We start from the raw sequence: 2,570 nt of genomic DNA, 5'->3' as shown, positions 1-2,570 counted from the left end.
AGGCCCGGGACGACCTGGCCGCGCAGCGCGCGGGCCAGGTCGTCCCGGGCCTCCAGCACCAGACGGCGCAGTGCCGGGGGCGCGTCCTCGTGGGCCGCGAGCCACGCGTCCGTCGCGTCCAGCGTCCCCGGCGAGTCCAGCAGCTCGGGGAACAGGCCCCGCACCACGTGCATCGCGATCTGGATGGACCGCTCCTCCCACACCCGCTCGATCACCGCGAAGTACTTCTCCGCGTACGGCGCGAGCAGTTCCCGCTGCGAGGGCTGGGCGAAGCCCGCGATCGTCGCCTCCACCAGCGCGTTGGACAGCTCCCGCGACTCCACGACCCGGTTCCAGCCCTCCGCCTTGACCTCCGCCGACGGGCGGGCGGCCAGGCAGCGGACCTGGTGGCGCCTGCCGGAGGCGGTGTCGTCCCGGGCCAGCTCCTCGGCGAGCGCCTTCTCGTCGGCGAGCCCGTGCGCGGCCAGCGGCTCCAGGAACGCCCAGCGCAGCTCCTGGTCGACGTCGAGCCCCTCGACCGTCACCGTGCCCGACAGCAGCTCCCGGAGCAGCTGGAAGTCGCCCGGGGCCGCCGCCGACCGGGCGAAGAAGCGGGCCCAGGCGAGCTGCTGCTCGCTGCCGGGCCCGGCCGCCTCCAGCTCGCGCCGGGCGCCCTCGGCGAGCAGCCGGCCGCCGGTCTCCCGCCAGGCGGGTGCCGCGTAGTGGACGAGCGCCGACTCGGCCCAGGCGTGCAGCATCTGCAGCACGCCGATGTCGGACTCGCGCCCGCCGAACCGCAGCACCAGGTCCACGAACTCCCGCGCGGGCAGCAGCGCGTCCCGGGTGAGGTTCCACAGCGCCGACCAGCACAGGGCGCGGGCCAGGGGGTCGGTCAGCGCCCCCAGGTGCTCGCGGAGGGTGGCCAGCGAGGTCTCGTCGAAGCGGATCTTGCAGTAGGTGAGGTCGTCGTCGTTGACCAGCACCAGCTCGGGCGCCTCGGCGCCCGCCAGCTCGGCGACGACCGTACGCGGCCCGTCGACGTCCGTCTCGGCCCGCGCGTACCGCTCCAGCGCGCCGTCGGGCGTACGCCGGTACAGGCCCACCGCGACCCGGTGCGGGCGCAGTTCGGGGTGCGACTCGGCGGCCTCCTGCACCACCGCGAGCTCCCCGACCCTGCCGTCCGCGTCCAGCAGCACCTGCGGCGTGAGGGAGTTGACCCCGGCCGTCTGGAGCCAGGCCCGCGACCAGGCCGTCATGTCGCGCCCGCTGGTCTCCTCGAGGACCGACAGCAGGTCGCCGAGGCGCGTGTTGCCGTACGCGTGCCGCTTGAAGTAGCGCCGGGCGCCCTCCAGGAAGGCGTCCTGGCCGACGTAGGCCACCAGCTGCTTGAGCACCGAGGCGCCCTTGGCGTAGGTGATGCCGTCGAAGTTCAGCTTGGCGTCCTGCAGGTCGCGGATGTCCGCGGTGACCGGGTGCGTGGACGGCAGCTGGTCCGCGCGGTACGCCCAGGCCTTGCGGCGGTTGGCGAAGGTGATCCAGCCGTCGGTGAACCGGGTGGCGCCCACCAGCGAGAAGGCGCCCATGAAGTCGGCGAAGGACTCCTTCAGCCACAGGTCGTCCCACCACTCCATGGTGACCAGGTCGCCGAACCACATGTGCGCCATCTCGTGCAGGATCACGTTGGCCCGGCCCTCGTAGGACGCCTGCGTGACCTTGCCGCGGAAGATGAACTCCTCCCGGAACGTGACCAGTCCGGGGTTCTCCATCGCGCCCAGGTTGTACTCGGGCACGAACGCCTGGTCGTACTTCCCGAAGGGGTACGGGTAGTCGACGTGGTCGTGGAAGAAGTCCAGGCCCTGCTTGGTCACCAGGAACACGTCGTCGGCGTCGAAGTACGGGGCGAGGCCCTTGCGGCACATCGCGCCGAGCGGGATCTCCAGCCGCGTCCCGTCGGGCAGTTCACGCTCGTAGGTGTCCGTGACGTGGTGGTACGGGCCGGCGACCACGCAGGTGATGTAGGTCGAGATCGGCTTGGTCTCCGCGAACCGCCACACCCCGTCGGTGAGTTCGCCGGCGCCGTTGCTCCACACCGTCCAGCCCTCGGGGGCCCGCACCTCGAAGCGGTAGGGCGCCTTGAGGTCGGGCTGCTCGAAGTTGGCGAAGACCCGGCGGGCGTCGGCCGGCTCGTACTGGGTGTAGAGGTAGACCTCGCCGTCCTCGGGGTCGACGAAGCGGTGCATGCCCTCGCCGGTGCGGGAGTACGCGCACCGCGCGTCGACGATCAGCTCGTTCTCGGCGGCCAGGTCCTCCAGCAGCAGCCGGGAGCCGTCGAACACCTCACCGGGGTCGAGGTCCCGCCCGTTGAGCGAGACGGCCGTCACGGCCGGCGCGATCAGGTCCGCGAAGCTGCTCGCGCCGGGCTCCGTGCAGCGGAACCGGACGGTCGTCACCGAACGGAAGGTGTGCGGTTCCTGCGCGGCGCCCCCGCCCGCCCCGGCGGCCGTGCCGGGCGCGTCGGTCGCGGTGCGCAGGTCGAGGGACACCTCGTACCCGTCCACCGACAGCAGTGCGGCCCGTTCCCGGGCCTCGTC

General features: G+C 72.8%; 1 protein-coding gene. It reads right to left on the bottom strand.

Features of this window, described 5'->3' with window-relative positions:
* A partial coding sequence (gene pepN, locus AOK18_RS23575) for an aminopeptidase N (protein WP_240503287.1) occupies positions 1–2,570 on the bottom strand: 2,570 nt, incomplete at both ends.

Origin of the sequence: Streptomyces prasinopilosus (assembly GCF_001419695.1) — a bacterium.
GTDB lineage: Bacteria > Actinomycetota > Actinomycetes > Streptomycetales > Streptomycetaceae > Streptomyces > Streptomyces prasinopilosus.
The sequence above is the reverse complement of the archived record's forward strand: the minus strand, read 5'-3'. Positions and strand labels throughout refer to the sequence as shown.